We start from the raw sequence: 25,168 nt of genomic DNA, 5'->3' as shown, positions 1-25,168 counted from the left end.
CATGCTGAAGAACCTCTTCCGCCGCAAGCCCGCCGAGCGCGGTGCGCCGGTCACGAGTGAAGAACTCGCCCGCGCACACAGCCGCTCTGGCGCCGCAACTGGTAATGTCCGCATCCTAGGCGCAGCGCATTCCGAAGTGCTGACAGAACGCGATGCAGCCAAGACAGCTTTGCACTATCAGCACATGGCATTGCAGGCGCGATACGATGCACTGCAGAGCGATTACGGCACTGCGCTCGTCGAGATCGGCGAACTCACCGAACAGGTATCCGCCCTTCGCTCCAGCCTTCCCGTTCGTGGTGAACGTGGAAGGTGGGCAAAGGCAGCCTGACATGCGCACAGCACTCCGCCAAGCCATCACAGCCGCCACGACGCACGACCTGTTCGAAGTGCTCGGCGAAATCCTTGACCCGTCCCTGAACGGCCCGCTCGGCAAGAGCTACCGCGAGGATGGCGAGTACGAGGCTTTCATGGATGAGCTTCACTCCGTTTCGGAGGCTTACCGCAAAGCCTTTGTGCGGTTGAACGGAGTTTTCATCGAAAGGCATGCGGCATGATGACGCTCTACACCCAGCAGAGCCTCGCTGAGATTCCGAGCATTGCTCCGATCACCGCCCGGGCCGTCGAACCTGACGCCCGATATTTCGCCCTTATCCGGAAGGATATCGCAGGCACCATCACGGTTGCCGAGGGCGAGGAACTGGGCCGGCTTTTCATGGAAAAGGAAACTCAACATGCAGACCAGTGACGCGATCGACAAGATTGCTCCCGCGTTCGTGAAGGCACAAGCCGCATGCAATGGCGCCAAGAAGGCGAGCAACAACCCGCACTTCAAGAGCAAGTACGCCGATCTTACTCAGGTGTGGGCGGCGTGCGAGGACGCCTTGGAAGCGAACGGCTTGGCGATCGTCCAGGGCCTTGGCGAAACCATCGACAACCGGATGCACATGGATACCATGATCATCCATACGAGCGGCCAGTGGATCAGCGCGCACGCGTCGATCCCGCTCCAGAAGAGCGACCCGCAGGGCTATGGCAGCGCGACCACATACATTCGCCGCTATGCGCTCGCGGCCCTCATGGGGATCATTCAGGAGGACGATGACGGCAACGCCGCGTCACGTCCCGCAAGCAATGACTCTGCGGCTCTTGTGTCGCCGGAGCAGCTTTCGCGCCTTCAGGATGAGGCAGACGCTACGCAGGCCGACTTGCAGCGCTTCTGCAAGCTCTACGGCATCCCCGGCCTGAAGCAGCTTCCCGCGAGCCGGTACGACGAAGCGATGGCCGCATTTGCCGCTAAGCGCGCTGCCCAGCAGAAGAAGGAAGCAGCATGACCGTAGGATATGAACAGGGCAGCATCGAATGGTTGCGCGCCCGCGCTGGCAAGGTGACCGCCTCGCGCATCGCCGACCTGATGGCAAAGACCAAATCGGGCTGGGGGGCGAGCCGGGAGAACTACAAGGCCCAGCTGATCGCCGAGCGCCTGACCGGGGAACCGGCAGAGAGCTTCACCAGCGCCGCGATGCAATGGGGTACGACCACGGAGCCCGAGGCGCGCAACGCCTACTGCTTCCGCTTCGACGTGGACGTGATCGAGGTTGGCATGATCGAGCACCCCTCGATTGGCATGTCCGGCGCCTCTCCAGACGGCCTTATCGGCAAGGACGGGATGGTTGAATTCAAGTGCCCCAACACGTCAACGCACATCGCCACGCTGCTTGGGGGTGAAATCCCCGGCAAGTACCGGCTGCAAATGCTGTGGCAGATGGCGTGCACGGGTCGCCAGTGGAACGACTTCGTCAGCTATGACCCTCGCCTGCCTGAAGAGATGCGCATGTTCGTACGCCGCCTCGATCGGGATGACGCGGCCATTGCCGAGGTCGAACAGGCAGTCACCGTATTTCTTGCCGAGGTCGATGAGACGGTTTCGGCGCTCACCAGCAAATTCATGAAAGAGGCAGCGTAATGCAGACACTACTCATCAGCGGCAATTGTGGCCGGGACAGCGAACTGCGCACGACACAGGGCGGTGACGATGTTCTCTCGTTCAGCGTCGGCGTTCGGCAGGGCTACAAGGATGACGCGCCTACCGTCTGGTATCGGTGCAACGTCTGGGGCAAGCGCGCCCGCCCGCTCAAGGACAAGATCCTGAAGGGCGTGAAGGTTGTCGTTCACGGTGAACTGACGATCGGCGAGTACCAGGACAAGCCGCAGTACGATGTCCGGGTTTCCGAAGTGGAGATCATGAGCCGCGCGGATCAGAACGCCAATCGGCAGGAACGTGCGCCCGAACGGCAGTCGCAAGGAGGCTACCAGTCCGACCTCGATGACGACGTGCCGTTCTGATGTTCCCTGCCCGCATCCAACGCAACAGCGGCACCGCAGAGAAGGCGCGCCGCTCTCCGGCTCACCGTTCCTTTGTCCGCTCGCACGCGTGCTGCGGATGCGGGTCAACGACTGCGATCGAGTGTGCGCACGTTCGCACCGGGACGGACGGCGGCATGGGAATCAAGCCCGCTGATTGCTGGACCATTTCCCTCTGCCGCGACTGTCACGCTCGCCAGCACCAGATAGGCGAAGGCCTGTTCGAGCGCGAAAAGGGCATCAACATGAAAGCGCTGGCGCAGGAGTTCGTTCGCCGGTCGCCCAAGCGCAAGATGCTGGAGGAAATGCAACGTGGCTGATGAACCGCCCCTGATGTTCCAGAAGCGCCTCGGCGCGCTGTTCGTGGCGAACCCCGCTGCGCAGTCGGCACTGGCCGCGCTTGCTGACGGCAGCAACGTCCGCGTCAAGATCACCCGTACGAGCGGCAACAATCGCCGCATCGCGCTCTACTGGATCGTGCTTGGCATTGCCGCGCCGATGCTCACCGAGAAGTGCGAGGGCGACGCTATCGACGACAAGCTGTTGCACCGCATCCTGAAGGACCGGCGCGGGCTTTACACGACCACGACCCTCCCTAGCGGTGAGGTCATCAAGAATTACGACAGCATCAGTTTCGCCAAGATGACGGAGCCGGAGCGCGCTGAATTTGTGACCTGGGCGTTCGAAACGCTTTCCAAATGGCTGGGGGTTTCTGTGGAGGAACTGACCCGTGAAGGCGAGCGAGAAGCCGCGTGAAATGGACTGAGGGAGAAGATCGGTGAGCGACGTGCCAAATTCGTGGTTCAACGAAGAAGTCGATGGCAGCGGTGTCGCGGGCTTCATGTGCAGGATCGACTATGAGTGCGAGCTGGGCGCTGCGATGAGCGGAAACCGCGTGTTTCCCTCGGAGGACGATTTGCGCCGCGTCCACACATGCGCGGACGATTGCGGCATTGTCGAGGTGCGCGTGAAGGTGGTTCGCCTTGTCAGCCCCGGCACCACCTTTGCCAGCGATAGCGATGGAAGCGGCGAAGCCGGCGAGACTTCAGGCTCGACCGAAGGCGACAGCGCGGGTCCGCAGGACATCGCCCAATGAAATCAACCGTGAGGGAGGCCGGGGCACCTAACAAGGCCCCGGCACATATCGAAGGAGTGAGGGGTATGAAGATTGAAAAACTGACGAAAGAGCAGGAAGCCTCACTTCCTGGGTTCGTCGAATACGGATTGCGCCACGGCCTTTCGACGCAGCCGTGCGACCGTCCGGAAGCAGAGACGGCAATTCGCGCCCACTATGCGGCGCTTGGGCTCCACGAGCCCCGCCTGATCATCTGGCTCGACAGCCCGCACCAAGGCGCAATCGGCGCGGCCATATTGGCGGGTTCGAAATTTTCAGGGGCTCAGGTCGGGGATCAGGTCCGGGATCAGGTCGGGGCTCAGGTCTGGGATCAGGTCCGGGCTCAGGTCGGGGATCAGGTCTATCGCGCCGCTTACGGAGCCCAGGACATGGAATGGGTCGCATGGTTCAAGGCGATGCAGGCCATCGGCGTAAAGCTTCCAAAGTCAGCCGATACAATCGCCACGGTATCGGAGCAGGTGGGCTGGTGGTGGCCGTTCGAGAACGCGGTTATCGCGACAGAGCGGCCCCGCACCATAAGGTTCGACGGCGAAAAGCGCCTGCACTGCGAAACCAGGCCTGCGATCGAATATGCCGATGGGTTTGCGCTCTACATGTGGCGCGGCATCAAGGTTCCGGCTGAATGGATCACGGACGGCCCGCCAGAGGCTGGAAAGATCATGCGCATCGAGAACATCGAGCAGCGGCGTATCGCGGCTGAAATGCGGGGTTGGCACAATATCCTGCCAGAGATCGGCGCAATCCTGATCGATAAGCATCCAAATCCACAGGTCGGCGAGCTTTGGGAAGCCAACCTCCCAGACAATGGCCCAGAACGCTTCCTTCGGGTCGAGTGCGGAACTGGTCGAACATTCGCCATCCCCGTCGGCGTGGACTTCAAAACGGCGCGTGAGGCGAACGCCGGGACTTACGGGATTTCGCCTCAAATTCTTGACCAACTGGAGATCCGGACATGAAGACGTTTCAGAATATCGCGGCTCAGGGTGACATGATGCTCATCCGCATCGACGTACTGCCCGCCGATGCAAAGCCCGCAAAAGCCGAGAACGGCGCATATATCCTCACCCACAGCGAGACCGGCCACCATCATATCGTAATGGAGCGCCCTACGGTTCGTTTCTTCTCGGCTATGGACGAGTTTCGTTCGTACCTCGTCGTCGATCAGGAGCCGGCAGTTCTGGAACACCTGCGCCCCACCGACACGCACGAGGCTTTGGAGATCAAGCCAGGCATCTACGAAGTGCGCCGCCAGCGGGAATACAGCCCGCAGGGTTGGCAGCGCGCGGCAGACTGACACCCCCAGAGGGTCGGTGCGATCGGCCCCGAGGATGGAATCAGGAGGATTTCATGATGAACGACTACAGCAGTTTTCTCCGTTCGCGAGGCATCATGCCGGTGACGATAGAGCGCACAAGAAAGCGCAGGGGCGAGATTATCCTGCACAACAGCATATTGCCTGTGGAGCGCGTGAGGAAAGGACGGGCGGCGTGAGGCATATGCGCCATTGGGTCGGGCAATGCTCGTTCAAGGACCGGACGCCGTTTCTTATGGGGACGGTACAGGCGGAAAGCGAACTGGAGGCCCTTCGCAAGCTGGAATCGCTGTGGCGCGAGATGACGCCATACGATCCGCCTTCGATCGCCCCTCTCCCCGGAATTATGTGCTTCTACGAGGAAGCGGAAGAAAGGAAGGCGGCGTGAGCCCGCAGCGCATCCAGCTTTCCCGTCGCAAGGGCTGGCGCATGCCGGAGAACACGGTGAAGGTTTCGCGCCCTTCGAGGTGGGGCAACCCCTTCAAGGTCGGCTGCATCCCTTCGCAGTTCAGTACGGCGCTCCCCAATCACTGTGACACCGTAGAGGACGCGGTTCGGCATTATCGATATTTCGCGCAGACCTGGATCGACCTGACGCACGGCGGATGGATCGAGCCCCTTCGCGGCAAGAACCTTGCGTGCTGGTGCAAGCCCGGCGAGCCGTGCCATGCCGACGTTCTACTGGAGTTGGCCAACCCGCCAGAAACCACGGGTTCCCAACAGGAGGGGGCGTAGATGGGGAGGCCCTACACCGTTGCGTCGCTCGCAAGCTATTGGGGCACCAGCGAGACGTTCATCTATGACCAGATAAAGGCGGGCCGATTGAAGGCCATGCGTTTCGGAGGCAAGCTGATCCGGATCAAACCGGAGGCAGTGGAGGAATACGAATGTCTGGCAACCCTTGGACCCTCGGAAAGCTTACACGAACCAGAGCAGATGGATCGAAATACTGGCACTGGTGCATCAAGTGGGATGACGAGGGAGGACCGCACCGCTGCTCGCTTGGTACGGATGATCGATCAGCCGCGGAGGCCCAGGCTCGTGACTTCTGGGCACGCCGGACGCTAGCGGCAGTCGATACCGTGGGCCAGATCGTCGAATCCTATCTGACGACACAAAAGGGCAAGCCCGGCGAAGCGCGCAAGAAAGACGCGTGGAAAGCCGCCAAGGGGTTTTGGGCCGATCGGCGCCTGTCACACATCATCCCTGATACGGATGATGAGCCCGGCACAGGAGCCGCCTACATCGCCCAGCGCCAACGCGCGGCGAACACGCTCCGCAACGAACTGGGGCTGATCCGCAAGGCGCTCTATTGGGCCAAGGACAAGGGCACGATAGGAGACGTGCCGAAAATCAAGCTGCCGCCCATGCCCGACAGCGAGGTTGAGCATCTGACCAAGGCGCAGTTCCGCAAGTTCCTCGCTGGCTGCCACGCGCCACACGTGAAGCTGTTCGCGCAATTGGCTGTGACCACTGGCGCGCGCGCTACGGCGTTGCTGGAGCTTCCGTGGATCCGCGTGGACCTTGAGCGCAGACAGATCAATCTCAACCCTCCCGGACGCATCCAAGTGGCAAACAAGGGTCGTGCGAGGGTGCCGATCAACGACAGGCTGTATCCGCTGCTCGTGGAGGCTCAAGAGATGGCGCTGACGCCGTTCGTGATCGAAACCGGCGGCACGCGCATCAAGTCCATCAAAAAGGGCATCGAGGCGGCTGCGCGGCGCTCCAAGGTGCATTGCACGCCGCACATGTTTCGGCACAGCGCGGCGGTGTGGATGGCAGAGGACCGCGTGCCGATGGCAGAGATTGCCGCCTACCTCGGGCATCGCGACACGCGAATCACCGAGAAGGTCTATGCGCGCTTCCATCCCGACTACCTGCGCCGCGCCGCGAAGGCGCTGACGTGGTAACGCTTTCCTTGACGGCGTTACGTAACGGCTCTATAGCAGCGTTATGAGAAACGAGCAGTATATGCGGCCAGAGGATTGGAACGAGCTGCGGGAAATCGAGGCGTGCGTCGAAGATGCGAGGAAGCGGCGCGCGCGGCTGATGAACAAGCTCCGTCAACGCGCTTTTCGCGCCCGCGCTGTTCAACTGAACCGGAGGGAAATGGTCAAATGACCGCTAAGTGTCTGAAAAAATGGGGCGATCGAGGGGACTTGAACCCCCGACCCCTGGTACCACAAACCAGTGCTCTAACCAACTGAGCTACGATCGCCATATGTGCCGCTCGGGCCGCGCGCTCTTAAGTGCGTGTCATGCCAGCGTCAAGCGACCTCTATCAGAAACGCCCCTTCAGCGAAAATACATATCCATCCTGCGTCTGCCGAAAGCCGGAGAGCAGGAGTTTGGGGCCCAGCGTGGGGTCGGCCGGGCGCACCGCAAGCATCAGTTCGTAACGCCCGTCCTCGAACAGCCTGACCGCAAGCCTTTCCATGCCTGACTGCCCCTGGAGCGGCAGCAGCAGCGCCCCGCCATCGCAACGGGCATTGCCGCCCAGCCCTTGCCCAAGGCTGATTCCCGCGATGTCGCCCGCCACCGTCGCGCGGACGCGGCCTTCGGCACGATCGCACTGGCCGTCCTTGAAACGTACGCTGACGTCCGACAGGTCAAGCGTGTCGACGGGCAACGGCGCGAACACCGCGCCGACGGGAACAGCCGCGGTCATGTCGTCTATGCCCGCCGCGTTGCGGCTGACACTGAACGCGCCTTGCATGGGCGGTGCGCTCTCATCGGTTCCCGCGACATCGACGCGCGCGCGCCCGACGAGCAACTGGATGGGTGAAAGCCGTGCGCCGAGATCGCCGAGCGGCGCATTGCCGAACCGCGCTTCGGACAAGTGCCCCAGCCACACGCTGCCTTCCGCCTTGCGTGCCGAAAGCCCCTGCTCGTCGAGCGTGAACCAGGAGAGTGCGAGCCGCAGCGGCAGCAGCGCCACGATCGCGAGCAGGAATATGCACAGGAAGAACACGCCCCTGCCCAGCGGTAGCCGGATCCGACGCATCATTCGCGCCCCCGGAAGACCGCGTCGATCGCAAGCGTGCGGTCGCTATTAGCGCGTGCGACGAGCTTTTCGGGCACGATTCCGCGCCGTTCCAGGTCGCCGACCCAGCCGAAAAAGGCGTTGGGCCTGGCCGATCCGATCGCGATGCTGACGCGTCCGCCCTCCTGCGCCTCGGCGCGCGTCAGCACGAAACCGACCTCGGCGGCGGACTGGCTGACGACGACGTCGATCGGCGCGGGCAGCGGCGGCGACGCGTGCTTCTGATAATCCTTCAGTGCATCGACCTTCGCGGCGACGCGCGCATGGTCGATCACTGCACTGGCATGGCGCTCGCGCGCGCTGGCCACACCATTACCCACCCACAGCACGAACAGCCAGGCGACCGTCACGCCGAGCAGCGCGAACATCACCAGCAGCATGCGCTGCTCGCGCGTGGTGCGCAGCAGCCACCAGGCCTTGAAGCGTGCTATCATGGCAGTTTCACCGTCATTTCCACGATATGCCGTCCCGCCGCCTGTTGCGGCGTCGTCGCGGTACCGTCGAACCCATAGCGTTCGAGTTGCTGCTGAAAGGCGGTGATGTCGCCAGGCGTGGCCGCGGCGATGCCGATGCGCAGCGTGCCGTCCAGACCGAAGTCGAAGCTGGTGAGCTCGACATTGGGCACCGCGCGGACCGCCGAGAAGATCGCCGCGGTCGTCGCAGCGAAGCCCGCGCCGCCGCCGCGATACCCTGCGAGGCGATCGTCGAGCGCTTGGATCGCGCCTTCGTCGCTGGCCGCATTGGGCACCACCGAGCGTGCGAGGCTCGCGGTACGCTGTTCCAGTGCATCGGCGGCAAGATTGTACTTCAGCATCAGCGCGAGGTTGATCGCCAGCACCACGCCGACGATGCCGAGGCCGATCAGCGCAAGCCTGCGGACTAGGCGCCAGTCGATCGCCCAGCGACGCCTGCGGGCAAAGTTCGCCTGACGAAGGTTGAGCGGGAGCGCGGTGAGCGCCGCCATCCATTCGGCCTCGGCGCCCCCGTTGGAAAGAGTCGTCACGGGCGTGTCACCGACAATAAGCGGAGTCAGCGATTCGTCATCGACAAAGACGCTGCCTGACCCGGCAATGATCGGCTCGCCCAATATGTCGGCTTTGACAAAGCCATCCTCGGGGCGGCGCAATAGCACCGACGCCGGGACGAGCGCGTCGGGATCGAAGCCCGCGGCCTGCGCAGCCGCCAGCCAGGCCGCCATCCGCGCATGATCGACCGTGGCGACGAGCCGGTCGCCACCTTCGCCCTCTTCACCCACCGCGACGTGTAGCGAATCGACCGGTGAAATGCTGTTCTCCGATGCAAGCAATCGCGCCGCCGCGCGGGCCTGCGCGTCGGTCAGCCCGGGCAGTTCGGCCCAGTTGATCGTCACGTCCGCGGACGGGGCGATCGCGATCACCCGTTCCTCCGCAAGCTGCCGGTCATCGGCCGGGCGGATCGCGAGCAGGTCATCGCCCTGTTCGACGATCGCGCCGCCGGCGACGCGCAGCCAGCGGATCGGCGCGTCGGAATCTGGCGGGAAACGCAGGATCAGGAAGCGATCGTCGCTCATGAAGGATCGCCCCATTGTCGGCTCACCAGTCGCGCCGGCTTCAACGCACCATCAATCAGGGCTGTCTCCTGCAATTCTGCGCCGCCGAGCTCGATCGTGATCTCGAGCGCGAACCAGCGGGTCGTGAGTTTGGTCTGGCTTTGCACTTCCTGCCCCGGATTCAGCGTGTCCAGCGCCGGACGATCCCAAAATTTGACGGTGCTTCCATAACCATCGGCAGGCCTTTCCGCGAGCAATTTACGCGCGGTCTGTACGTCGAGCTTGCCCGGGATCAGCATCGCGAAGAGCGGCGCCTGTTCGACGAGCAGCGTGTTGACGTTGATCGGCGACAGCTCACTGTTGGGCAGCGCGCAAATCCAGGGGCGGAGCCGCTCGTAAAGTTCGGGCGTCACCCCCGCCACCGCGCGCAGTTCGCTGATGTCGTACAGGCGCGTATTGGCGGCACGATAGGGGCCGGCGAGGCCCATATAGTAGGAATCCTCGGCACCCTCGGCGCTCGGGACGTCGTCGGTGTCGACCCAGTCGGCGAGCGCCGCGGCGACGCGTCGCGCGACATCTGGGCGAATCTCGAGCACCTCCATCAGCGCCACGAACTGCCCGATTCCCGTCGGACTGGCGGTCAGCTCGGTGGCCGTGGCGCCGCGCGAGACGCTGTTGAGATTGAAGCAGTTGCCGCCATCGCGCACGCGCGCCTGGGCGATTCCACCGGGGATCGGCAGATTGGTGCGCTGGCCGTTCCAGCCGCCGGCAAGCGTCGTCTTGGCCGCATCGCGATCGATCAGGTCGGTGATCCGCATCATCGCCAGCGTCTCGGCGGCCTGACTATAGGCGCGCGCCTGATCCATTGCCGCGCCATTGGCAGCCAGATGCGTCGACAGCCGCAGCTTTTCGAGCGCGGCGGCCGCAAGCACAGCCATCACCGCGACCAGCAGCAACACGCTCAGCAGCGCTGCGCCCTCTTCGCCCGGGCGCCGCATCAGTAACGTGCCCCGACGAGAAAGAGCTGCCGAATCTCCTGCCCATCCACAGGCTTGATCACGATATCAACCGCGTCGGGCATCGCATCGGGCTGCGTCGCGTCCCACGCGTCGCGCCATTCATTGTCGACGCGAAAGCGCAGGCGGATCGCCTCGATATCGCCGAATACCACCGCGGCTGGCAGTTCCTCGCCGCCGTCGAGCATCGCATAACCCGTACGCAGCAGGTTGCCGTCCTCGAACCGATATTCGACGCGCTGCAGCGATGCGCGAGGCGCACGCGTGGCATTGCTCCAGCCCGAACGAACGAAGCCGAGCAGGGGTGTTTGTGCGCCCGGCTGCGAAGCCGAGAAGGCGGGAATGCGGTCGCCACGGGCGTCGCGCGGCATCCGCGGCACGGCCTGGGCGAGGTCGCCGGTCAGCAGCGCCCCGAGCCGGCGAAGCCTGGCCATCTCGGCAAGGCGCTCATTGGCGGCATCCTGCGCACGCACGCTGAAGGTCAGCAGCGCGACGCCTGCCGCCGACAAGATGCCGAATATCAGCAGCGAGACCATCAGCTCGACGAGCGTGAAGCCGTTTTCGGCGGAACGCCGAAGGGGCGTGAAGCCGTTTTCGGCGGAACGCCGAAGGGGCGTGAAGCCGTTTTCGGCGCGACGGATCATTTGACCTGCCTCACGACCGTAAGCGCGGCCTGGTTGCGGCCGGCCATGTCGAACACCGCTATGTCGATGCGCACGATCCGCGCGTCTCCCGGGCGGGTGGTGCGCCGCTGCCAGCGCCAGCGACGCCCGGCATTGACCGCCTCGCCGCTCGTCTGGCCCAGCGCGGGTGCGACCGGATCGGTCAGCGTTTCCACCGCGATGTTGCGCGCGACGATCTGCGCGATCAGCTTCTGGTCGAGATCGGCGGTGCTCGAAAGCGTCGCGCCCTCAAGCCGCATCAGCGCCAGCGCCGCGAGGCTGAACACCGCCAGAGCGACGAGCATTTCCACCAGCGTAAAGCCGGCTTCACGATCCGACATTGACCGTTCCGTTCTGTCCGATCGAGATCGTGACTTCCTCGCCTTCGCGGCGCAACGCCACTGTCGCGGGCTCACTGGCAAGCCCCGTCGCGTCGAACACGATCGTCTTGCTCGAATCGCGGCCGATCGCGACGCGCGTCCCCTGCGGCCATTCGGCGCGGACGAGTGCGCGTTGCTGGACGGGCCGCCATTCGCCGCGGCGACGTTCCTCGAAGCCATAGCCCAGCGGATCGATCGTCAGGCTCATTTCGCGACCGTCGATCACCGCACCGTCGCGCGCGACGACGACGCGCGCTGCAAAGCGCTCGGCCTCCTCGATCAGGCGGCCGCGGGGATCGGGCATCGTCATGATCACGACGGACGACATCAGGCCGATGATCACCAGGACGATCATCAGCTCGACGAGCGTGAAGCCGTTTTCGGCGGAACGCCGAAGGGGCGTGAACCCCTGCTCGCCCCTATCGCCAGTTGCCGAGATCGGCATTTTCTCCCTCGCCGCCTTCGGCGCCGTCGGCACCGAGCGAATAGACGTCGAACGTGCCGTTGCGACCCGGGACCGCGTACAGATAGGGTCGACCCCACGGGTCATCGGGCAGGCGCTTGACGTAGCCGCCCCGGCGATAGCGGTCGGGCTGCGCCAGAGCCTGCGGCGGCTGGACGAGTGCGCGCAGGCCATCCGAAGCGCCCGGATAGGTCAGATTGTCGAGCCGGTACATTTCGAGCGCCTGCTCGAGCAGCGCAATGTCCGCCTCGGCCTTCTTCTTCATCGCCTTGTCCTGACTGGGCAGCACGTTGATGACAACGATCGTGGTGAGCAGGCCAATGATGACGATCACGACCATGAGCTCAACGAGCGTGAAGCCCTGCTCGCGGCGCTTGCGCCTCACGGGCGTGTTCGCATTGTGCTGGATGTCGTCGATATGGATTTCTGGTGTCATGTTAACCTCAAACGCCGGCAAGCGACTGGAGCTGAAGGATAGGAAGGAGAATGGAAAGCACGATCAGCGCGACTATACCGCCCATCACGACAATGATCAGTGGTTCGAGCAGCGACAATGCGGTGGCGGTGAAACCGTCGAATTCGCGTTCGAGATAGTCCGCCGCGCGCTCGAGAGTGAGGTCGAGCTTGCCCGCCGCCTCGCCGCTCGCCGCAAGATAGACGAGCAGCGGCGGAAAGACATTGGCCCGCCTGAGCGCGACCGAAAGACTGCCGCCGCCGCGGATCGCCTCTACAATGTCCTCCGATGCGGTGCGCAGCGCACGATTGTGGATCGTCGGCGTGGTCAGCGCCAGCCCTTCGAGCAGCGGCAGGCGGCTCGACACCATCGTCGCCAGCGTGCGCGACATGCGTGCGGCATGGAGATCGCGGATCAGTCGCCCGATCAGCGGCACGCGTAGCAGCGAGCGATCGAAGCGCAGCCGGATAACCGGATCGCGGAGCGCCCGCCATGCAAGCACTCCGAGCAACACGATGACCGCCAGCAACAACCACCACCAGTTCACGAGAAAGTCGGAAATGCCGATCACGATCCGCGTCAGCAAAGGCAGATCCTGCCCCACCGTATCGAACTGCTCGACCACCTTCGGCACGACGAAAACCATCAGTGCGATCACGACGAAGACAGCGACGATCGCGAGTACGACCGGATAGGCCATCGCACTCAGCACCTTGCCGCGCACCTGCGCCTGACGTTCGAGCAGATCGGCGAGCCGTTCGAGGATCGTATCGAGCGTGCCAGAACTTTCACCCGCCGAAACCATCGCCCGGTACAGTGCGGGAAAGCTCTTGGCCTCGCGCCCCATCGCTTCGGACAGCCGTCTGCCCTCGACCACCGCGCTGTGGACGGTTTGCAGGATCGTGCGGACATGCGCCTGTTCGCTCTGGCGCGAAATCGTGCGCAGCGACTCCTCGAGCGGCGTCACCTGCACCAGCGTCGCGAGCTGGCGCGTGAACAGCGTGAGCTGCTTGGCCGTCAGCTTCCGGCGTACGAAGCTGGCGCCCGAAAGCAGTGACGGCGCCTTCTGCACCCGCCCCGTACCGGGCTCGATCCGCACGACATAGAAGCGCCGCTGGTCGAGGCGCGCGCGCGCATCCTCGACGCTCGGCGCGGCGACGGTCCCCCGCCGCTCGCGTCCGCTGGTATCGAGCGCGAGATAATCCCAGTCAGGCATCGACGGCTTCGCGGCGCGATATCCGGACCGCTTCCTCGGGCGTCGTCAACCCCTCGCGTACCAGCTTGCGCGCGGCCGAACCGAGATTGGGGTGATTGAGAAAGGCGTGACGCGCAATGATCGCCTCGTCGCCGCCATCGTTGATCAGACGCCGGATCGTCTCGTCGATCCGGATCGCCTCGAACACGCCGATGCGCCCCTTGAAGCCGGTATGGTTGCAATTGTCGCAGCCAACGGGCTCATAGATCACCGTTCCCGGATCGAAACCGAGCAGCGAACTGACGGAACCCGATGCCTGTACGGGGCGCCGGCAATCGGGGCAGAGCCGCCGCACGAGCCGCTGCGCAAGCACCGCCCGGAGCGTCGAGGCGAGCAGGAAGGGCTCGATCTTCATGTCGCGCATGCGTGTGATCGCGCCGACCGCGTCGTTGGTATGCACCGTGGAAAGCACAAGGTGGCCGGTCAGCGACGCCTGCACCGCGATCTCGGCGGTTTCGCGATCACGGATTTCGCCGACCATGACGACATCGGGATCCTGGCGCAGGATCGCGCGCAGTCCGGCGGCGAAGGTCAGCCCGACCTTGGCATTGACCTGCGTCTGCCCGACGCCCTCGATCGCATATTCAACCGGGTCCTCGACGGTCAGGATGTTGCGCGTGCCATCATTGAGCAGGCGCAGCCCCGCATAAAGAGTGGTGGTCTTGCCCGAACCCGTCGGGCCGGTGACGAGGATGATACCATTGGGCTCGGCCAGCGCCTCGCGCAGCAGCGCGTTGGTCTCCTCCGACATGCCGAGCACGTCGAGCGTGATCCCGGCATTCTCCTTGTCGAGGATACGCAGCACGACGCGTTCGCCCGCACGGCTGGGCAGCGTCGAGACGCGCACGTCGAGTAGCTTGCCCCCCAGCGTCAGGCCGATACGGCCATCCTGCGGCACGCGCCGCTCGGCGATGTCGAGACGCGCCATCACCTTGATGCGGCTGACCACGACGGGCGCGACGTGCGGCGGCATGCGCAGCGTCTCGCGCAGCACGCCGTCGATCCGCATGCGGACGATCAGCCCCGTCTCATAGGGTTCGATATGGATGTCCGAAACGCCCTGGCGCGCGGCATCCGCAATGATGCCGTTGATCAGCCGGATCGCGGGCGCGTCGTCGGCGGTGTCGAGCAGGTCGTCGGCTGTGGGAAGGTCGGTCGCGAGCAGGTCGAGATCGTCGCCCAGCCCGAGCGAACCCGCCGCCATCGCCGCCGCCTCGCCGCCCAGCGCATAACGCTCGGAAAGCAGCGTATCGAACGCCTCGGGTGCGACGAACTCGACGGTGAAGGGCTGGCCGAGCCAGCGACGCACCTCGAGTAGCGCGCGCGGATCCGCACCCTCGCGCATCGCGATGCCGACGCGCCCTTCCCCGTCCTTGTTCTTCAGCACCACCCCGAACTTTCGCGCAAAGCCATAGGGAATGTTGACCACCAGAACCGGGCTGTGCGCCGCTTCGGTCACGGCGGCTTCGGCCTGTGGCGGCGGTTCGCTGGACGTGCTTCCGCGGCGGATCCTCATTGCGGTGACTCGCTGGTTGGAACGTCGACGGGGCGGATCGTCTGGGTCGAGCTGCGCTGCCGGATCTCGCCCGGCGTCGGCTCGGCCCCCGCGGGCGCAGGTGCGACAGCAGCCGGTGCGGGCGACGCGGGCGCGGCTTCCCTTTGCTCGGGCGGAATCGGCGGCGCCATGTTGAGATATTCGCGAACCAGTTCGTCGAGCGTCGGTTCGCGATCGGGCCGCGCCAGGAGCTGGTTGCGCCGCGCATAGCCGTAACGCTGCTCGGTGATCGCTCGTGCCTCTGCCGCGTTGCGGACGATCGTTGGCCTGATGAAGATCATCAGGTTGGTCTTGGCGCGCTGGCGCGCCTTGGACCGGAACAACGCGCCGATCGCGGGAAGATCGCCCAGGAACGGGATCTTTTCGATCGTGCGGCGCTCGTTGTCGTCCAGCAAACCGCCGAGTGCCACGATCTCGCCGTCGTCGACGGTGATCGTCGTCTCGATCTCGCGCTTGTTGAGGATCAGTTCGTTGAAATCGTCGGACACGGGGCCCGCGATCGAACTCACTTCCTGACGCAGGAACAGCTTGATCGCGCCGCCCGCATTGATCTGCGGCTTCACCTCGAGCTGGATACCGACATTCTGGCGCTGGATCGTGCGGAAGGCGTTGTCGAAATTGTCGCTGAGCGCCTCGCCCGTCGACACCGGAATTTCCTGTCCAACGAGGATCTTCGCTTCCTTGTTGTCGAGCGTGTAGAGCCACGGCGTCGACAGGATGTTGGATGTGTTGTCCGACTTCACCGCATTGATGATCGCGCCGAAAATGCCATCGTCGCCGATATTGGTGAGGATGCCCCCGATGCCGCCGCTGGCACGCAGAATCTCCTGCAACGCAGCCTGGTCGAGGTCGCTCAGCGAACCATCATCGTCGGGATCCGTGTCGTCATCGTTCTTGTTGAGTTCGCGCGCACCGAGCGCCGCGCCGATCACGCCGATGCGCGGCGCGACATTGGAATAATTGGTGATGCCGAAGGGCAGGTTGCTGCCCGGCTTACCGCCGAACAGGAACTGCACGCCAAGCTGCTTGGCCGCAATGTCCGACATCTCGACGATGATCGCTTCGACCAGCACCTGTTCGCGCCGGGTATCGAGCTGGCGCACCACCTCGCTGAGCTGGCGCTGCACATCAGCAGGCGCAGCGATGATGATCGCATTTGCCCCTTCGTAGCGCGTGACGACCGCAGGCTTGCCGGTATTGCCCAGCAGTCCTGTCACCGTCGCACCCGTTGCCGACGACATGGCGACGGGCGTAGCCGACATCGCGGTACCGCCGCCATTGAAGCCGTCATTGCTGTCGCTGCCGCTGCGCCGGCTTGACGACTGGGTGGGCGTTGGCTGGGTCGGCTGTTGACCGATCAGTTGCTGCAGCACCGGCAGGAGCAGGCCCGCGTCCGCATGTTCGAGCCAGACGACGCGAATCTCGGTGCCGCTTGCCGCGCGCACGTCAAGATCGCGCGCGATCTCGACGAGCCGGGCGACGGTCGCAGGATCGCCCCTGAGCGCAATCGAATTGCTGCTGTCGATGGGAATGATCGTCGCCGCAGGCCCCCGGCCCGGCGCGCCCTCTCCGCCCCCCGGCGTCCCTGCACCAACGAGTTGCTGCAGCGAGGCAGCAATTTCACGCGCACCGGCATTCTTGAGCGGCACGACCGTTGTCGACGCGCTGTCCCTATCGATCTGGTTCACGAGCTGGCGGATGCGCCGGACATTGTCGGCATAATCGGCAACGACGATCGAATTGCCGCTGCGGTTGGCGGTGACCGAACCTTCCTTGCTGACGAGGGGTCGCAACGTCTCTACCGCCGAGGTCGCATCGATCGATTTCAGGCGGAAAACCTCGGTGACAAAGGCATTCTGGGCTCCTCCGCGGCTTCCCACACGCCCGGGCTGCGAGGCGGCGGTATCGGCGGGCTGGACGCGAAACGCCCCACCAGACGTCGGTACCGCGACGAGTCCATTGGCGCGGAGCGTCGCCAGGAAAACCTCGAAATATTCGGAGCGCGAGAGCGGCCGATCGGTTACCACCGAAACCTTGCCCTGGACGCGCTGGTCGATGATGAAGGTGCGCCCTGTGACGCGTGCCGCGTCCTGGATGAAGGCGCGGATATCGGCGTCGCGGACGTTGAGCGTATGCTGCGCGGCCAGCGGCTGGGCCACGATCAACGCAAGGGCCGTGGCGGCGCTGGTCAGGATATTTTTCATTATCTCGCTATCGCAATGGCAATGGGAATGACTTCGGCGCCGCGTTCGACGGTGACCGAAAGGGTGGAACCTGGCTGCGCCGCGGCCGAAAGCCGCGCTGCGTCATCGGGCGATCCGATGGGCTGGCCGTTGATGGCGATCAGGATATCGCCGTCGCGAAAACCCGCCGAACGGAATGCGGTTCCATCGCCGCCCGAACGGACGACAAGGCCAGTGACGCGGCCACCCTCGGTGCGTGGCAGGAACTGGATGCCCTGACGGATCTGGTCGACGCCGACCGGCTGGCCCGCGCCACTGTCGAGTGTCGTATCGGTGGCGACGCCCGGCGCAATCTCCGCGGCCTGCGGCGCTGCAACCGACTGGTCAATATAGAGCTGCTCGATAGCGCCGCCGCGATCGATGGTAACGCTGTCAAACGCCACCGCCTTCAGGATGACGCCGGGCATGATCTCGTCGCCCACGGCAAAGCTGTTCTGGATACCGTCGGGTCCCGCGACAATCGCTGATCCGCGTCCCGAAACCTCATCGATCCGCGTACCGAACAGCGTCAGCTGGAGCGAGGTGACGACCGCAGAACCTGATTGCTGCAGCCGGAAAAAAGGGTCGAAGCCACGGAAAAGCTCGTTGCGATTGGCGAGCACGCCCGCCGTGCGGTCCTGCACGCGCCATTCGCCCAACGGGCCAACCGGTGTCACGATCACCCAAAGCAGCCGTGCACAAAGCACCGCCAGCACCGTGAGAAACAGGAGTTCGGCAATGCTGTACGCACTGTAGCGCGGCAGACGCCGCAACAGCCGCTTGGCTCTGCCATCAAGACTTAGACGCATTGCTGCTCCCCGGACCAGGCGGCTGCGCTAGTGCGGCAGTGTTACCTGTCCATGACGCTCTTATTGCGACAATGTGACAATGGGCAACTCCTTCCGCGGTCTTACTCCGTAATTCGTCGGGAATCGTGCACGGCCCCTTGAAATCCGGGCCATGCGACGGCTTATGCTCGTCCATCATGGCGACCATCCTCCGCAACGGCACCGGCACGACATCGGCCGACCATATTGTCGCGCAGCCACAGGTTCAGCGCGTCCCCACACCCAAGCTCAGCCTGTTCATTCGCAAGGCTTTTCTCGATGCCGAGCAATGCGCCGGAATGATCGCGCGGATCGACGAGAATCGCCGCCCTTCGACGGTGTCGGACTATAATGGCGACGCGAACTACCGCACCAGCGAGACCTGCGATCTCGACTGGACCGATCCCTTTGTTGCGACGATCGATTCGATAATCTGCGATTTCATGGGAATCGACGCGCAGTTCGGCGAGCCGATCCAGGGCCAGCGCTACGCCGTGGGCCAGGAATTCAAGGCGCATACCGATTATTTCGAGCCCAATGGCGTGGATTTCCTCAAATATTGCGAGATTCCGGGGCAGCGGACCTGGACCGCGATGCTCTATCTCAACGAACCCGAGGCGGGCGGCGCCACGCGCTTCAAGGCGATCGACAAGATCGTCCAGCCCGAGACGGGCAAGCTGCTCTGCTGGAACAACATGCGGGCCGACGGCTCGCCCAATCCCTCCACCATCCATCATGGCATGAAGGTGCGCCAGGGTACGAAGTACATCATCACCAAATGGTTCCGCGAAAGGCCCTGGCCGCGATAGGGCGTGCGGCACGCGCATATCGCGCGCGCCGCGCCGTTCGGCTATGAATTGCCGATGCCGATCGCCCCTCCCATCGCTTTGAACATCCGCAGCTATGCGGGGGACACCGGCGTGGACCGACACGATTTCTCCCAACTCGTGCTCCCCATCAGCGGGGCGCTGACGATCGACGTCGGCGGCAGGGAAGACCGGATCGGTGTCGCGCGCGCCGCATTCGTCGACGCGGGCACGCCGCATTCGCAGATGAGCGAGCAGCACAACCGCTCGCTGATCCTCGATTTCGACCGGAGCCTGTTGCCCGGCGGCCTCGGCGAACGGCTCGACCGCTCGCCCTTCCTTTCGCTCAGCCCTGCCGCGACCAAGCTGATCGACTATATGGGGCTGCTCGCTAACGACCGACTTGCGTCCGCGACGACGGTTCGGCTCTGGACGCCGCTGTTGCTCGACACGCTCGCGTGCGAGACCCCCCGCCCGCAATCGCGGCTCGCGTCGCTGCTGGCCGCGATCGAAGCTGATCCCGGGCGTGCCTGGACCACAGACATCATGGCGCGTCATGTGGCGGTCAGCACCAGCCGGCTCCATGCGTTGTTTCGCAGCGAACTTGATACGACGCCGCGCGCCTGGCTTGCCGAGATCCGCCTGCGCTGGGTATGCCACTGGCTGACGCAATCCGATCGGTCGATCGCCGAGATCGCCTATCGCGGCGGCTATGCCGACCAGAGCGCGCTGACCCGCGCGATGCGAAAGGCAACCGGCATGACCCCCGCGGCCTGGCGCCGTCATGCGCGAGAGGCCAGGCCCAAAACGCGATAGCCAGCGTCAAGAACCGCCCCGCCCGGTATGGCATTGCCGCTCGATTGACCGGAGGCGCATGTGACGCATAACAAGAGAATCCTGTCGGGCATCGGATGCGGCGTTCTTGCGGGCGCGCTCTGGGGGCTGGTATTCCTCGCGCCCGAGCTGGTGCGCGGTTTCACACCGCTTCAGCTCTCCGCAGGGCGTTATCTCGCCTATGGCGCCATCGCGCTTGTCCTCGTCGCGCCGCGCTGGCATCGGCTGACGCCGCTGCTCGGGCGCACCGAATGGTGGGCGCTGATCTGGCTCAGCCTGCTCGGCAACATCCTCTATTATGTGCTCCTCGCGAGCGCGGTACAGTTGGGCGGGATGGCGATGACCTCGCTGGTGATCGGCTTCCTGCCCGTCACGGTCACGTTGATCGGCAGCCGCGACCGCAGCGCCGTGCCGCTGCGCAAGCTCATGCCCTCGGTGCTGCTGAGCGCCGCGGGTATCATCTGTATCGGTTGGGAAACGCTGGGCACGGCAGATACCGCAGGCGATCTGGCACTCATCGGCCTGCTCTGCGCGATCGGCGCGCTGATATCCTGGACGATCTATGCCGTCGGCAACAGTCGCTGGCTCGCGCGGCTGGGCCATGTGTCCGCGCATGACTGGAGCCTGCTGACAGGCGTGGTGACCGGTGCCGAGGCCCTGCTGCTCGTCATCCCCGCCTTCGTGATCAACAGCGATGGTGGCCATGGCGCCCGTGAATGGTTCAATTTCTGGGCGGTTGCCGCGGGCGTCGCGATCGGCGCATCGATCATAGGTAACGCGCTGTGGAACCGGATGAGCCGGTTGCTGCCGCTCACGCTGGTCGGCCAGATGATCCTGTTCGAAACGCTGTTCGCGCTGCTCTACGGTTTTTTATGGGAACAGCGCCCGCCGACATTGCTCGAGATCGTCGCCATCGTGCTGGTGACGGCCAGTGTGCTCGCCTGCCTGTCGGCGCATCGTCCGCAGGAGACCGACACGGAACAGGCGTCCCCGGGGCAAGCCGCTTACTTCGAATAGGCTGCCGCCCCTCCCCAACGGAGAGGGGCGGCCACAGTCCTAGAACTTCAGCTCGACCCCGAGCGAGAAGGTACGACCGAGATCATAGGTGTTCACGTCGATCCGGTTGTCTCCGAATTTCTGGAACTCCTCATATTTCTGGCCGGTCAGGTTCCGCGCCTCGAACTTGATCTCCATGTCCTGGCCAAGGAAGTCGACATCTTCGCGTGCGACGAAGTCGAGGCGGAAGCCGGGCTTCTCGATGATGTCAGGCTGGCGGTTCAGGCCCTGGATCGGGCCGCGATTGGTGACGCGCTTGCTGGCATAGGTCAGCAGCACCGTCGCCTGCGACAGCCTCTCGGTATCCTCGATACCGATCTGCAGGTTGGCGAGGTGGTCCGACTGGCCCGTCATCGGCGCGCCGTCGCGGAACAGCAGATTAGCCTGCACCGGCTGAAGATCGGGACCGATCACGAGCGAGTCATCGGCTTTGATCTTGGACTGGGTGTAGGTGTAGTTGCCGATGAGCAGCAACCGGCGCGTCGCGAAGAAGTCGCCGCCCAGCGTGTCGAGCGGGAAATATTTCTGGAACTCGATCTCGCCGCCGTACAGCTCGGCCTTGGGCGCATTGGCGAAGCCCGTGCGCAGCTGGCCGCCACCCGCGAAGAACGCCGCCGCCTCGATCGGATTGTCGATTTCCTTGTAGAAACCGGCCACCGTCAGGCGCTCACCCTTGCCGAAATAATATTCGTAGCGCGCCTCGAAATTGAGCAGCTCGCTGTCGACGAGGAACGGGTTACCCGTGAACTCGCGATCGGACTCGAAGTCCTGGTAGAGCTGCGGAGCAAGCTCGCGGAACTGCGGACGCGCCACGGTCTTCGAGCCATGCAGGCGAAGCTGCATGTCCTCGGCAAAGTTCCAGGTGAGCGTCGCCGCAGGCAGCCAATAGTCGTTGTTGATCTGCGTTGCGCTGATCGCCGATCCGACCGGGCGGACCCGCTGCTTGCCATCCTCGTAACGAACGCCGACGGTTGCCCGCAAACCGTCCATCAGCTCAGCTTCGGCCTGGGCATAGCCCGCGTTGATCTCCAGGTCGGCATTATATGCCGCCGCGCCTTCGGCACCCGAAATGTCGCGCAACTGGATGTTGTAGGTGTAGACGTTGAAGTCCGACAGCAGATAGTCGGGACGCTCCTGCGCCACGTCGAGCGGCAAGGCGCCGTCGGGACGGAAATACTGGAACTGGAAGCGCGAAGCGTCACGCCGCGTCATCGAGTAGTTGTAGCCCGCCGAGAGCGTGATCGGCATCGCGGTCGGCAGCTTGTAGCCGACATCCGCACCCGCGGCATAGACGTCCTCGCTCAGGTCGCTGAACGCGATCGTCGCGAACTGCCCGCCCGATGCCAGGTTGTTGATATAGTCGTCGACGTCGCCGCTGTCCTTGGTCGTGGGATCCCCGTCACCCAGATAGGCGTAGCCGATCGAGCGTTCATAGGGCGATTCACGCTGCGAATTGGCATAGGTCCCGCGGAAATCGATGCTCAGGTCGTCGAATTTGAATTCGCCGACAAGCTGGGTGTCGATCAGCTGGCGCTCGAACCAATAGGTGTTCTGTTCCTTGAGCGAGTCCGGAAGGTCCGGATTCTGATCGGCAACGTTGCGATTGAAACCCGAGGCGAGCCGCCCCTGCTTCAGCGTGTCGCGGATATAGAGGTTGGTCCAGCGCAGCTTGTGATCGCCGAACTCCGCGCCGATGCCGAGCAGGGCGTTGACGATGATCCGGTTGTTCGTGCTGACGGTGCGGAAGCTTTCCTGCGGAGTACCTGCCAGCTCGGGATCGTTCGACGTCTGCTGGAGCGCATCACGGGTCTGCCAGCTGTTGTTGTAACCCGCACCGAAGATGAAACCGATCTGGCCGTCGTCGAGGAACGGTCGCGACGCGCCGGCGCTGATCTCCGCCGAGACATTGGCGGGAATGTCGCCATTGCGCTGGAGCAGCGTGGTCGGCGCGTTGACGAGGCTGGCGGCGAAATCGCGGCGCTGCGCGTCGGTCGTGCTCGCGAAGCTGTTGCTGGTCACCGCCTGCTTGAGCGCCGACGGGAAATCGCGCGTGCCGTCGTCGAAACCGGTCCAGTCGGTGTCGCTGCCATAATAGGTATAGCCGAGGCTGCCGGTGGTCTCGCTGTCGATGCCGCCGGTAACGCCGACCTTGAGGAACGGCTCATCGGGAACCGCCTTGGTCGTCAGGTTGATCACGCCGCCGCCGAATTCACCCGGATAGTTGACCGAGTAGCTCTTCTGCACGACCGAGCTCGCGATCACGCTGCTTGGGAAAATGTCGAGAGGAACCACGCGCTTCAGCGGCTCAGGGCTCGGCAACGGAGAACCGTTGAGCAGCGCCAGCGAGTAGCGGTCGCCAAGACCGCGTACGAAGACATAACCATTGCCGACGACGCTGAGGCCCGTCACGCGCTGCAATGCACCAGCGATATCGCCCTCGCCCGTGCGCGAAATGTCGTCGGCCGACAGCACCGAGATCACTGCGGGCGTCGCGCGGACGGGCTCAGGAATGTAACGACCGGTGACGACGATCTCGTCGGCATCCATGCCGGCGCCGGGGGCCGAAACATCGACCTCTTCCTGAGGTTCGTCAGGGGATTCCTGCGCGGCTGCGCCGGGGGCCGGCTCAGTGGTCTGCGCGATCGCTGCAGGGGCAACCAGCGCGGAGGTCAGGAGGAGCAGGCCTCCGAAGGTGATGGGTTTTCTCATGGCGGTTCCCCCGGGGAATCTAAAAAAAAGGAAAACGGGGGGTGGCGACAGCGGCCACCACCCCCCGAGGTAATGTGACGATCAGTTCGTGGGGATGGCCGTGCAGGCACCGCTCGTGGCGCCGAAGCTCACATAGCCCGAGTTGCAGGTCCAACCGGCGTACCAGGTGTCGTTCCCATCCTTCACCGCGCCAACATAATTGACGGTGGTGAGGCGGTTCGGCGCTGCGGTGTTGGGCTGGCCGGTACCCGCGTACGGATCGGCGTTGAACGTCGTCGGGTCGGTCGCAATGACGCCCGTTTCAGCGGCACCGTTGACGAACACGTTGGCCAGCGACGCGGTGAATGCCGAATTGTTGCCGTTGGTTCCCGTGGCGAAGATCGGCGCAACGTCGATGCCGTCGCCATCGTTGCGGAACGCCGTGCCGCATTGCATGACGACCGAGCGGAACACGGGTGCACCAAGATCCTGCAGCGCAGCGTCGGCAGCGCGGGTGGTCGTGCCGCCAGTGGCGTCGATGTCGAGGCAGTTGCTCGGGCTGACGATCACGCTGTTCAGCAGCGCATAGTCGGTACCGCCGCGCAGCAGCACGGTGTTCAGGCCCTGCACGGTGCTGCGCTGGATGAAGGTGGCGTTGGAGACGCGGGTGTACTGACGCGGCAGTGCGTCTTCGTTGCCATTGGAGTCGGCTTCGATCATCGAGTCACCGTTGTTCCCGTCGCGCTGCACGCCGATCACGAACTGGATCGTGCCGCGATAACCGAGGTCGGTGTCGAGGCCGTCATCGTCCGCGCCGGAGATGACGATATGCTTGGCGTTGACGCGACCACCGAAAATCTCGATGCCATCGTCCGAGCTGTTGTGGATCTGGACATGGTCAACCGTGGTGAGCTGACCGACGCCGCCCATGGTGAGGCCCTGCAGCTCGTTGCCCGGTGCGATCGCGAAGCCCGAATAGCGGATCTGGACATATTGCAGCGTGCCGCTGTTGTCGTTGGGCAAAGCGCCGCCGTAGAGCGAGCCGGTGGTGCCTTCGATGACCTGCTGGCAGCCCGCCGAACCGCCGGGAACCGCGGTGTTACAGTCGCTGATCGGCGCACGGCCGAGCAGGATGACGCCGCCCCACAGCCCCTGGCTGTTGTCGGTCGTCGTGCCCGCGAGGTTGGCGCGCGCGGTGAAGATGATCGGGTTGGTCGCGGTGCCGACTGCCTGGATGCGTGAGCCGCGGTTGACGACGAGATAGTCGTTGCCCGCCGAACCGAAGAGCACGGTACCCGCCTGGATCGAGAGCGTGACCGGCTGACCTCCAGCCGCGGTGCCGTCACCGCCGACGTCGGTGCCAACATTGACCGCACCGACGATCGAATAGGCGACGCCGGGAACGTTCTGAAGCGTGGTGTCCTGCGTGAAGCGGGTGGGCAGCTGGCAGGCGCGACGGCTGCCGACAACGCCGCCATCGGTGAAACCGGTGGGGCAGGATGCTGCGGGCTGGCCCGGCGTCGGGGTCGGCGTGGGGGTCGGCGTCGGGGTCGGCGTGGGGGTGGGCG

33 protein-coding genes and 1 tRNA gene are annotated in these 25,168 nt (G+C 64.2%); 19 read left to right on the top strand and 15 right to left on the bottom strand.

What is annotated here, in order from left to right; translation table 11 throughout:
- Position 1 precedes the first annotated feature (1 nt).
- The 16 genes from AC3WJD_RS17905 to AC3WJD_RS17830 all read left to right on the top strand — a co-directional run bounded on the left by AC3WJD_RS17905 (position 2) and on the right by AC3WJD_RS17830 (position 6,721).
- On the top strand, positions 2–331 hold the full coding sequence (locus tag AC3WJD_RS17905) for a hypothetical protein (RefSeq protein WP_492748085.1): 330 nt from the start codon (positions 2–4) through the stop codon (positions 329–331).
- Position 332: 1 nt separating this feature from the next.
- The gene (locus tag AC3WJD_RS17900; protein WP_492748084.1) at positions 333–557 is read left to right on the top strand and encodes a hypothetical protein; all 225 of its coding nucleotides are present in this window, start codon (positions 333–335) and stop codon (positions 555–557) included.
- Positions 554–748 carry a hypothetical protein gene (locus AC3WJD_RS17895; RefSeq protein WP_492748083.1) on the top strand — a complete coding sequence of 65 codons (195 nt, stop codon included), beginning with the start codon at positions 554–556 and terminating at the stop codon, positions 746–748. Before AC3WJD_RS17900 ends, AC3WJD_RS17895 begins: the two co-directional genes overlap by 4 nt.
- On the top strand, positions 735–1,334 hold the full coding sequence (locus AC3WJD_RS17890; protein WP_492748082.1) for an ERF family protein: 600 nt from the start codon (positions 735–737) through the stop codon (positions 1,332–1,334). Before AC3WJD_RS17895 ends, AC3WJD_RS17890 begins: the two co-directional genes overlap by 14 nt.
- On the top strand, positions 1,331–1,966 hold the full coding sequence (locus tag AC3WJD_RS17885; protein WP_492748081.1) for a lambda exonuclease family protein: 636 nt from the start codon (positions 1,331–1,333) through the stop codon (positions 1,964–1,966). Before AC3WJD_RS17890 ends, AC3WJD_RS17885 begins: the two co-directional genes overlap by 4 nt.
- Positions 1,966–2,346, top strand: coding sequence for a single-stranded DNA-binding protein (locus tag AC3WJD_RS17880; RefSeq protein ID WP_492748080.1), 381 nt, complete (start codon positions 1,966–1,968; stop codon positions 2,344–2,346). Before AC3WJD_RS17885 ends, AC3WJD_RS17880 begins: the two co-directional genes overlap by 1 nt.
- On the top strand, positions 2,346–2,684 hold the full coding sequence (locus AC3WJD_RS17875) for a DUF968 domain-containing protein (RefSeq protein ID WP_492748079.1): 339 nt from the start codon (positions 2,346–2,348) through the stop codon (positions 2,682–2,684). Before AC3WJD_RS17880 ends, AC3WJD_RS17875 begins: the two co-directional genes overlap by 1 nt.
- Positions 2,677–3,120 (top strand): hypothetical protein, encoded by a 444-nt coding sequence (locus AC3WJD_RS17870; RefSeq protein ID WP_492748078.1) that lies wholly within the window; start codon positions 2,677–2,679, stop codon positions 3,118–3,120. Before AC3WJD_RS17875 ends, AC3WJD_RS17870 begins: the two co-directional genes overlap by 8 nt.
- A 22-nt stretch (positions 3,121–3,142) precedes the next feature.
- Positions 3,143–3,460 (top strand): hypothetical protein, encoded by a 318-nt coding sequence (locus tag AC3WJD_RS17865; protein WP_492748077.1) that lies wholly within the window; start codon positions 3,143–3,145, stop codon positions 3,458–3,460.
- Between the two features lie 65 nt (positions 3,461–3,525).
- Complete coding sequence (locus AC3WJD_RS17860) at positions 3,526–4,455, top strand: DUF6745 domain-containing protein (protein ID WP_492748076.1); 930 nt, start codon at positions 3,526–3,528, stop codon at positions 4,453–4,455.
- Positions 4,452–4,793 (top strand): DUF8820 family protein, encoded by a 342-nt coding sequence (locus AC3WJD_RS17855; RefSeq protein WP_492748075.1) that lies wholly within the window; start codon positions 4,452–4,454, stop codon positions 4,791–4,793. Before AC3WJD_RS17860 ends, AC3WJD_RS17855 begins: the two co-directional genes overlap by 4 nt.
- A gap of 53 nt (positions 4,794–4,846) precedes the next feature.
- Positions 4,847–4,990, top strand: a complete 144-nt coding sequence (locus AC3WJD_RS17850) for a hypothetical protein (protein WP_492748074.1) — start codon at positions 4,847–4,849, stop codon at positions 4,988–4,990.
- 5 nt (positions 4,991–4,995) lie between these two features.
- Entirely contained in the window at positions 4,996–5,199 is a 204-nt protein-coding gene (locus AC3WJD_RS17845; protein WP_492748073.1) for a hypothetical protein, read from the top strand.
- On the top strand, positions 5,196–5,546 hold the full coding sequence (locus AC3WJD_RS17840; RefSeq protein WP_492748072.1) for a DUF4326 domain-containing protein: 351 nt from the start codon (positions 5,196–5,198) through the stop codon (positions 5,544–5,546). The genes AC3WJD_RS17845 and AC3WJD_RS17840 overlap by 4 nt, the downstream gene beginning before the upstream one ends.
- Positions 5,547–5,879, top strand: a complete 333-nt coding sequence (locus AC3WJD_RS17835) for a helix-turn-helix domain-containing protein (protein ID WP_492748070.1) — start codon at positions 5,547–5,549, stop codon at positions 5,877–5,879.
- 14 nt (positions 5,880–5,893) lie between these two features.
- A complete protein-coding gene (locus AC3WJD_RS17830; RefSeq protein ID WP_492748069.1) occupies positions 5,894–6,721 on the top strand; it encodes a tyrosine-type recombinase/integrase in 828 nt (275 codons plus the stop codon).
- Between the two features lie 231 nt (positions 6,722–6,952).
- Here AC3WJD_RS17830 and AC3WJD_RS17825 read toward each other — a convergent pair.
- The 13 genes from AC3WJD_RS17825 to AC3WJD_RS17765 form a co-directional block, all read right to left on the bottom strand.
- Positions 6,953–7,029: transfer RNA gene (locus AC3WJD_RS17825), tRNA-His, on the bottom strand.
- Between the two features lie 63 nt (positions 7,030–7,092).
- Positions 7,093–7,818 carry a type II secretion system protein N gene (locus AC3WJD_RS17820; protein ID WP_492748068.1) on the bottom strand — a complete coding sequence of 242 codons (726 nt, stop codon included), beginning with the start codon at positions 7,816–7,818 and terminating at the stop codon, positions 7,093–7,095.
- Positions 7,815–8,288 carry a type II secretion system protein M gene (locus tag AC3WJD_RS17815; protein WP_492748067.1) on the bottom strand — a complete coding sequence of 158 codons (474 nt, stop codon included), beginning with the start codon at positions 8,286–8,288 and terminating at the stop codon, positions 7,815–7,817. Before AC3WJD_RS17815 ends, AC3WJD_RS17820 begins: the two co-directional genes overlap by 4 nt.
- Complete coding sequence (gene gspL, locus AC3WJD_RS17810; protein ID WP_492748066.1) at positions 8,285–9,403, bottom strand: type II secretion system protein GspL; 1,119 nt, start codon at positions 9,401–9,403, stop codon at positions 8,285–8,287. The genes AC3WJD_RS17815 and gspL overlap by 4 nt, the downstream gene beginning before the upstream one ends.
- Positions 9,400–10,380: a type II secretion system minor pseudopilin GspK gene (gene gspK / locus AC3WJD_RS17805; RefSeq protein ID WP_492748065.1), complete on the bottom strand. Its 981-nt coding sequence runs from the start codon at positions 10,378–10,380 to the stop codon at positions 9,400–9,402. Before gspK ends, gspL begins: the two co-directional genes overlap by 4 nt.
- Entirely contained in the window at positions 10,380–11,042 is a 663-nt protein-coding gene (gspJ, locus tag AC3WJD_RS17800; protein ID WP_492748064.1) for a type II secretion system minor pseudopilin GspJ, read from the bottom strand. The genes gspK and gspJ overlap by 1 nt, the downstream gene beginning before the upstream one ends.
- Positions 11,039–11,401 carry a type II secretion system minor pseudopilin GspI gene (gene gspI / locus AC3WJD_RS17795; protein WP_492748063.1) on the bottom strand — a complete coding sequence of 121 codons (363 nt, stop codon included), beginning with the start codon at positions 11,399–11,401 and terminating at the stop codon, positions 11,039–11,041. The genes gspJ and gspI overlap by 4 nt, the downstream gene beginning before the upstream one ends.
- Positions 11,388–11,885, bottom strand: a complete 498-nt coding sequence (gene gspH / locus AC3WJD_RS17790; RefSeq protein ID WP_492748062.1) for a type II secretion system minor pseudopilin GspH — start codon at positions 11,883–11,885, stop codon at positions 11,388–11,390. The genes gspI and gspH overlap by 14 nt, the downstream gene beginning before the upstream one ends.
- Positions 11,860–12,339, bottom strand: a complete 480-nt coding sequence (gene gspG, locus AC3WJD_RS17785; protein WP_492748061.1) for a type II secretion system major pseudopilin GspG — start codon at positions 12,337–12,339, stop codon at positions 11,860–11,862. The genes gspH and gspG overlap by 26 nt, the downstream gene beginning before the upstream one ends.
- Before the next feature lie 7 nt (positions 12,340–12,346).
- Positions 12,347–13,573 carry a type II secretion system inner membrane protein GspF gene (gene gspF / locus AC3WJD_RS17780; RefSeq protein ID WP_492748060.1) on the bottom strand — a complete coding sequence of 409 codons (1,227 nt, stop codon included), beginning with the start codon at positions 13,571–13,573 and terminating at the stop codon, positions 12,347–12,349.
- Positions 13,566–15,128 (bottom strand): type II secretion system ATPase GspE, encoded by a 1,563-nt coding sequence (gspE, locus tag AC3WJD_RS17775; protein ID WP_492748059.1) that lies wholly within the window; start codon positions 15,126–15,128, stop codon positions 13,566–13,568. The genes gspF and gspE overlap by 8 nt, the downstream gene beginning before the upstream one ends.
- Positions 15,125–17,371 (bottom strand): type II secretion system secretin GspD, encoded by a 2,247-nt coding sequence (gspD, locus tag AC3WJD_RS17770; protein ID WP_492748058.1) that lies wholly within the window; start codon positions 17,369–17,371, stop codon positions 15,125–15,127. Before gspD ends, gspE begins: the two co-directional genes overlap by 4 nt.
- On the bottom strand, positions 17,371–18,198 hold the full coding sequence (locus tag AC3WJD_RS17765) for a type II secretion system protein N (RefSeq protein WP_492748057.1): 828 nt from the start codon (positions 18,196–18,198) through the stop codon (positions 17,371–17,373). The genes gspD and AC3WJD_RS17765 overlap by 1 nt, the downstream gene beginning before the upstream one ends.
- 176 nt (positions 18,199–18,374) lie before the next feature.
- Between AC3WJD_RS17765 and AC3WJD_RS17760 the strand changes: the two genes are divergently transcribed.
- From AC3WJD_RS17760 to AC3WJD_RS17750, 3 genes are read left to right on the top strand one after another with little or no spacing between them, the layout of a single operon-like run.
- Positions 18,375–19,025, top strand: a complete 651-nt coding sequence (locus AC3WJD_RS17760) for a prolyl hydroxylase family protein (protein WP_492748056.1) — start codon at positions 18,375–18,377, stop codon at positions 19,023–19,025.
- Positions 19,026–19,028: 3 nt separating this feature from the next.
- Complete coding sequence (locus tag AC3WJD_RS17755) at positions 19,029–19,838, top strand: helix-turn-helix domain-containing protein (RefSeq protein WP_492748055.1); 810 nt, start codon at positions 19,029–19,031, stop codon at positions 19,836–19,838.
- 60 nt (positions 19,839–19,898) lie between these two features.
- Positions 19,899–20,873, top strand: a complete 975-nt coding sequence (locus AC3WJD_RS17750) for a DMT family transporter (protein ID WP_492748054.1) — start codon at positions 19,899–19,901, stop codon at positions 20,871–20,873.
- 39 nt (positions 20,874–20,912) lie between these two features.
- Here AC3WJD_RS17750 and AC3WJD_RS17745 read toward each other — a convergent pair whose 3' ends face one another.
- Positions 20,913–23,621, bottom strand: a complete 2,709-nt coding sequence (locus AC3WJD_RS17745; protein WP_492748053.1) for a TonB-dependent receptor domain-containing protein — start codon at positions 23,619–23,621, stop codon at positions 20,913–20,915.
- Between the two features lie 81 nt (positions 23,622–23,702).
- Positions 23,703–25,168 (bottom strand): beta-helix domain-containing protein (locus AC3WJD_RS17740; RefSeq protein ID WP_492748052.1); only part of this gene is annotated, 1,466 nt, incomplete at its 5' end.

The organism is Sphingobium sp. FW306-1B-F04DB, assembly GCF_058781925.1.
Note: the sequence above shows the minus strand (reverse complement) of the source record. Positions and strands in the feature narration are given on the sequence as shown.